Source organism: Teichococcus aerophilus (assembly GCF_014490485.1).
GTDB lineage: Bacteria > Pseudomonadota > Alphaproteobacteria > Acetobacterales > Acetobacteraceae > Pseudoroseomonas > Pseudoroseomonas aerophila.
Window position 1 is genome coordinate 1 of sequence record NZ_JACTVA010000101.1, and the last position, 5,843, is coordinate 5,843.

Below are 5,843 nucleotides of genomic sequence, written 5' to 3' on the forward strand. Positions count from 1 at the left end.
CGCCCTGGCGCTGCTGCGGGCGGAGGCCGGCCGGCGCATCGGCACCCGCGCCAGCCGCCACGCGCTGGTGCTGGGCGTGGCGCCGCGCGCCATCCGGTTGAAGGACACGCGCACCCGCTGGGGCAGTTGCGCGCCGGATGGCACCCTCGCTTTCTCCTGGCGGCTGGTGATGGCACCGGACTGGGTGATGGATTACGTCGTGGCGCATGAGATGGCGCATCTGCGCGAGATGAACCATTCGCCACGCTTCTGGGCTCAGGTGGCGCGGCTGAGCCCGCACCGCCTGGCGGCGCATGAGTGGCTGCGGCGGCACGGCCCGGGCCTGCTGCGCGTCGGGCGGGCCTGAAGCGCCCGGCCGGATGTGGGGTGACGGCAATGGGGGCGGATGCCATACCGGAGGCGACCTTCGTCGCCGGAGCGGCGGCACCGCGCCACCGATTCCGTCCACTCATTTTGCTGCGTGACGGCGGCGGCGGGCTGAACCAGCCTGCGGCCGCCACGCTTCAGGGAAGCCTGCCATGATCGTCCTCATCACCGGCGCCACCGCCGGCTTCGGCGCCGCCATCGCCCGGCTCTACGCCAAGGAAGGCGCGCGCATCATCGCCATCGGCCGCCGGCAGGAGCGCCTGGACGCGCTGGTGAAGGAACTGGGCGCGGACAACGTGCTGCCGATCGCGCTGGACCTGCGCAATACCGGCGCCATCGCCACCGCCATCGAGGCGCTGCCGGCGGAGTGGGCCGAGATCGACCTGCTGGTGAACAATGCCGGCCTGGCGCTGGGCCTGGCGCCGGCGCAGGAAGCCAGCATGGCCGACTGGGAAGCCATGATCGACACCAACACCAAGGGGCTGGTGGCGATGACGCGGGCGGTGCTGCCCGGCATGGTGGCGCGCGACCGCGGGCATATCGTCAATATCGGCTCCACGGCGGGCGAGTGGCCGTATCCCGGCGGCAATGTCTACGGCGCCACCAAGGCCTTCGTGCGCCATTTCAGCCTGAACCTGCGCGCCGACCTGTTTGGCACGCAGATCCGCGTGACGGATATCGAGCCCGGGCTGGTCGGCGGCACGGAGTTCTCCACCGTGCGCTTCGGTGGCGACGCGCAGAAGGCGGCCGGGGTCTATGCCAACACCGATGCGCTGACGCCGGAAGACATCGCCGAGACGGTGCATTGGGTGGCATCGCGCCCGGCGCGGGTGAACGTGAACACGCTGCAGGTAATGCCGGTGTGCCAGAGCTTCGGGCCGCTGCGCATCAACCGGGGCTGAAGCCTGACAAGGCCGGGGACGGTGCGCCTTCCCCGGCCCTCGCGCGTCAGGAACGCGCGGTGTTGCGCAGCGCCATTTCCGGCAGCGGGTGCGGGCGGCCGAACAGGAAGCCCTGGGCCTCGTCGCAGCCTTCGGCGCGCAGCAACGCCAGTTGCACTTCCGTCTCCACCCCCTCCGCCAGCACCGGAATGCCGAGGCCGCGCCCGATGCCGATGACGGCGCGCAGGATGGCGACCGAGGCAGCGGACTCCCCCGCTTCGGCCAGGAACTTCCGGTCCAGCTTGATCTTGTCGAACGGGAAGGACCGCAGGGTGGCGAGGGACGAATAGCCCGTACCGAAATCGTCCATCACCACCTTCACGCCGGTCGCCTTGATGTCCTGCAACATCTTCAGCGTGCGGGCGTGGTCGCGGATCAGGGTGGATTCGGTGATCTCCAGCTCCAGCCGCTCGGACGGCAGGCCGCTCTCGGCCAGGGCGGCGGCCACCTGGCGCGGCAGGTCCGCCTGGCTGAACTGCACAGGCGAGAGATTGACCGCCACCTTGCCGAGTTCCGGATGCGCCACGGCCAGCCGGCAGGCTTCCCGCAATACCCAGTCGCCGATCGGCAAGATCAGGCCGTTCTCCTCGGCCATCGGGATGAAGTCGCCCGGCGGCACCAGCCCGCGTTCCGGGTGCTGCCAGCGTAGCAGCATCTCGTGTCCGCAGGGCTGGTTGGTGCGCAGGTCCATCTGGATCTGGCAGAACAGGCGGAACTGCTCGTCCTGCAGCGCCACGCGCATCTCGCTGGCCATGCGCAGGCGCTGGCGCTGCGCCTCCTCCATCTCCGCCTGGTAGAAATGCATGCCGCGGCCGGGGCTCTTCTTGGCCCGCCGCATGGCGAAATCGGCCTGGGAGCGCAGGTCCTGCCCCTCGGTGGAATCGGCGGGGAACAGGGCGACGCCGGTGGAGGCGGTGATGGAGACCTCGTCGCCGCCGATATAGTGCGGCTCGGCGATGGATTGCTCCAGCTGGACGATCAGGTCGAAGACATCCAGCTCCTGCTTGAAGGGCAGCAACACGCCGAATTCGTCGCCGCTCAGCCGGGCGGCGAAGCCGTGCGGCGGCAGGGCCATGGAGATGCGGCGGCCGATGCCGCGCAGCAGCGCATCGCCGCCATCATGCCCATAGAGATCGTTGATCTCCTTGAAGCGGTCCAGGCCCAGATGCAGCAGCGCCAGCGGCTGTGCCGGTTCCTGCCGCAGGGACTGGCGCAGCACCTGCTCCAGCCGCTGGGCGAAGCGGGCGCGGTTGGGCAGCCCGGTCAGCGGGTCGTGCATCGCCAGGTGCAGGATGCGCCGCTCATGCTCCCGCCGCTCCCGCAGGTCGCTGAGGGCGAAGATCTGCATGCCGGGCTCCGGCACGTCGTCCCGCACGGTGACTTCCACTTCCAGGGCGGAACCGTCCGGATGGTGAAGCCAGCCTTCGCGTCGGATGATGCCGTCGAGGCCCGGGATCGGGTCCCGCAGGCTCAGCAACTCGCCCGGCAGCACGTGGCCGAGCACGGAGGCGCGCTGCCGCTGGCCGGCCAGGGCGACGAAGGCATCGTTCGCCTCCACGATGCGGCCGCCGGCGGTGATGGCGAGGCCTTCCAGCGCGGAATCGGCCAGCCGGCGCAGCCGGTCCCCGAACTCCGCGTGGCCACGCCGCTCGATCATCAACGTGGCGGCGGAGGTCAGCACCGCCAGCAGGCCGATGGCGACGACCACCAGCGCCAGCTCGGCCGCCGCGATGGAGGTGGCGGGCTCCTGCGGCAGCGGCAGGATGGTGAGGGCGGCCATGCCGGTCAGGTGCAGGGTGAGCACCGCCAGGCTCAGCCAGCCGGCGCCGGCCAGCACCGCGTGCCGGCCGCTGCCGCGCAGCGCCTTCGACAGCGCGACCACCCCGCAGCCCATGCCCAGCACGAGCGACAGCGCCACCAGCGCTGGGTCGAATTCCAACAGGCCTTCATAGGCGCCCATGCCGGCATAATGCGTGATGCCGATGGCGAGGCCGACCACGGCGCCCCCCATGGCCGGGCCGTGCCGCCAGCCGCTGGTGGCCACGGCGAAGGCCGTGCCGAAAGCCAGTACGGACAACAGCAGGGAGCCCAGCGCCCAGCCCAGGTTGAAGGCCAGCGGCACGTCGGGCACGAAAGCCAGCATCGCGGTCAGGTGCGTGCACCAGACGGCGGCACCGGCGGCAAGGCCGGACATCATCAGCCAGCCGCCATGCGAGCGCCCGCCCGCCTGCGCCAGCCGCCGGACCGCGACGATGGAGATGCCGGCACCAAGAATGCAGATGAGCAAGGCGAGGGTCAGCAGGCGCGGGTCGTGCATCTCGGCCAGGCCAGTGTGGACACGCGACATGACCGCTTCATTCCCTAACCGCTGCCATCGGAGACACAGCCGGGCCAGTTGCCCATGCCTGTACGGTCCAGCCGACGCCGCGCGGCTTCTTTGTAACCCGGCAACCCGAAAAAGTCGCGCGATGCAACACAATTGCGTTGATTTTCGCGGAGGTCGGCACACAGGCCACACAGGCCTGCGAGGACGTGATGCGATGCGGGAGCGGAACATCTCGCAAAGCCGGCGAATGGCAGCCATGATGCTCTAGCCCATGCTGCCCCACAATTCGCCATTGGACCGCCTGCTGCGCTTTCTCGGGCTCTCCTCCCTTACCCGGCGCAGGCCGCCGCCATGGCTGCTATTCGCGGGCACGGTGGTGCTTGTCGGCACGTGCCTGTCCGTCTCCTACAGCATGCTGGTCGACCGCGCGCAGCGCGATGCGCTGGAGCAGGCACGGCAGATGACTGGCGGCGTGGTGACGGCGGTGGCCGACCAGCTCTCCCGCGCCTGGCAGACGGTCGCCTTCCTGATGGACGACACGGCCGCGCGGCTGCCGGACCAGGACCGGGCGGTGCTGATGCGGCAGATCGCGATACGGACGGGCGACCTGCCGCAGTTGCGCGCCGTGCTGTTGCTGGACAGTGCCGGCCTGGTGACCGCCGCGACCGAGACCAGCCTGCGCGGCCTCAGCCTGGCGGACCGGGACTGGTTCCAGGCGTCCCGGCTGGGCGCGGCCGGGCTGCGGCTGGGTGGGCCGGAACCTGGGCAGTTCCCGGGGCAGCGCAACCGCGCCGGCATCGCCGCCGACATGGCGCTGGCGACCGACTGGACCATTCCGCTGGCGCAGGCGCTGCGTGGCCCAGATGGCAGCTTCCAGGGCAGCGTGGTGGCATTGCTGGACCCACGCTACCTGACCGGCATCAGCCAGCGCAACAGCACGGCGTTCGACGTCGCCATGCGGATCTACAGCACCAGCGGCGTGTTGCTGGCCTCTTCCGCCCCCGGCACACTCGGTATCGGGCAGGGGCGCAGCAGCGCCTGGCCGTTCCGCACCCTGCCCGGGCGGCAGGAGAGCGTGTCCTGGACCGGGCTGGACGAGCAGGGCCAGGCGGTCGTCGCCGCCTTCGCCGTCAGCACGCAGGATGGCTTCGTGGTGGAGGCCGCGGCGCCGCTGGAGCAGGAGCTGGCACCCGCGCGCTACCTGGGCAGCGCCATCCTGGTTGGCCTGCTGGCCATCGGCGCGGTGGCGCTGGCCTCGCTCTGGGTGCTGTTCCGCCAGGCTTCCGCGCTGAAGCGGCAGGGCGAGGCGCTGGCCGCCAGCGAGGCAAGCGCCCATGCCGCCACCCGTGCCAAGGAGGAATTCCTGGCCTCGATGAGCCATGAGATCCGCACCCCGATGAACGGCGTCATCGGCATGACCGGGCTGTTGCTGGAGACGCCGCTGGGCCCGGTGCAGCGCCACTATGCCGAGACGATCGGGCGCAGTGCCGAGCACCTGCTGATGGTGCTGAACGACATCCTCGACTTCTCCAAGCTGGAGGCGGGGATGATCGAGCCGGAGCACGTGGCCTTCGGCGTCGAGCAGGAAGTGGCCACCATCGCCGAGCTGTTCGGCCCGCGCGCCCTGTCGGCAGGAGTGGAGCTGGTGTGCGACCTGGACCCGGAGTTGCCGCTGCGAGTGCTGGGCGACCCCGGGCGGTTCCGGCAGATCCTGTTCAACCTGGTCGGCAACGCGGTGAAGTTCACCGAGAGCGGCTGGATCGAAATCTCCGCCAGTCTGTTGCCGCTGGAGGCGCAGCCGCATGCAGGCCGCCGCCATGCGCGGCTGGCCTGCACGGTGAGCGATACGGGCATCGGCCTGACGCCGGCGCAGATTCCCCTGCTCTTTGAGCGCTTCACCCAGGCGGATTCCTCGATCAGCCGCCGCTATGGCGGCACCGGGCTGGGGCTGGCGATCTGCCGCCGGCTGGCCGAGCAGATGGGTGGCGGCGTCGGCGCCGAGCCGCGCGAGGGCGGCGGCAGCATCTTCTATTTCGACATCGTGGTGGAGTTGCCGGACGGTGCCGCCCCGGCGCCGCGGCCGTTGCGGGACCAGCGGGTGCTGCTGGTGGAGGCCCTGCCCGCCGCCCGGCGTTCCCTGGCGCAGCAGGTCCTGGCCGCCGGCGCCCAGCCGGCGGAGGCGGAGAACGCGGCGGCCGCGCTGGCGGCGC

The 5,843-nt window shown here is 70.8% G+C and carries 4 protein-coding genes; 3 read left to right on the forward strand and 1 reads right to left on the reverse strand.

Features of this window, described 5'->3' with window-relative positions:
• Both IBL26_RS24930 and IBL26_RS24935 read left to right on the forward strand, forming a co-directional pair.
• A partial coding sequence (locus tag IBL26_RS24930) for a M48 family metallopeptidase (RefSeq protein ID WP_187787207.1) occupies positions 1-346 on the forward strand: 346 nt, incomplete at its 5' end.
• Positions 347-518: 172 nt separating this feature from the next.
• Entirely contained in the window at positions 519-1,268 is a 750-nt protein-coding gene (locus IBL26_RS24935) for an SDR family NAD(P)-dependent oxidoreductase (RefSeq protein WP_187787208.1), read from the forward strand.
• Positions 1,269-1,314: 46 nt separating this feature from the next.
• Here the strand turns inward: IBL26_RS24935 and IBL26_RS24940 are convergent, their stop codons facing one another.
• Positions 1,315-3,654: a bifunctional diguanylate cyclase/phosphodiesterase gene (locus IBL26_RS24940; RefSeq protein WP_187787209.1), complete on the reverse strand. Its 2,340-nt coding sequence runs from the start codon at positions 3,652-3,654 to the stop codon at positions 1,315-1,317.
• Positions 3,655-3,904: 250 nt separating this feature from the next.
• Between IBL26_RS24940 and IBL26_RS24945 the strand changes: the two genes are divergently transcribed.
• Positions 3,905-5,843: hybrid sensor histidine kinase/response regulator (locus tag IBL26_RS24945; protein WP_187787210.1), on the forward strand; the 1,939-nt coding region annotated here is incomplete at its 3' end.

Bases quoted from the DNA above. Each gene is read 5' to 3' on its own strand.
- IBL26_RS24940 (WP_187787209.1), bottom strand. From the start codon at position 3,654: ATGTCGCGTGTCCACACTGGCCTGGCCGAGATGCACGACCCGCGCCTG.
- IBL26_RS24935 (WP_187787208.1), top strand. From the start codon at position 519: ATGATCGTCCTCATCACCGGCGCCACCGCCGGCTTCGGCGCCGCCATC.